Annotated in this window: 1 protein-coding gene; it reads left to right on the top strand. The window is 69.6% G+C overall.

Features of this window, described 5'->3' with window-relative positions:
- Positions 1-303, top strand: a 303-nt coding sequence (locus EN807_RS36025) for a hypothetical protein (RefSeq protein ID WP_189522704.1), incomplete at both ends; no start/stop codon positions are given.

Genomic DNA, 303 nt, shown 5'->3' with positions numbered 1-303 from the left:
CTCTGACCGAGCCCGGCGGGTTCCAGCTGGCAATCGTCGAGGCGGAAAACCAGACCTTCGGCGACCTCGCCAAGGTGCTGGAGAGCAATGGCGGGAGCGGCTGGGCGGATGTCAGCCGGGCGCACGAGGCGCGCGAGATCCAGGCGGCCGTCAGCTCGCCGTCGTTTGCCAGGCGCGACCTGCTGCTCGCGGTACGGACTGCCGGCAGCCGCGTGCTGGGAGGCTTTTCGAGCATCCAGGTTCGCCATGCGGTTTCGAACGGCGCGAGACACCCGCGTCTCAACGCGCCGCAACAGCGCCAGC

The organism is Mesorhizobium sp. M5C.F.Ca.ET.164.01.1.1 (assembly GCF_004792125.1).
GTDB classification, from domain to species: Bacteria; Pseudomonadota; Alphaproteobacteria; order Rhizobiales; family Rhizobiaceae; genus Mesorhizobium; species Mesorhizobium wenxiniae.
This window is presented reverse-complemented; position numbering and strand designations above follow the sequence as displayed.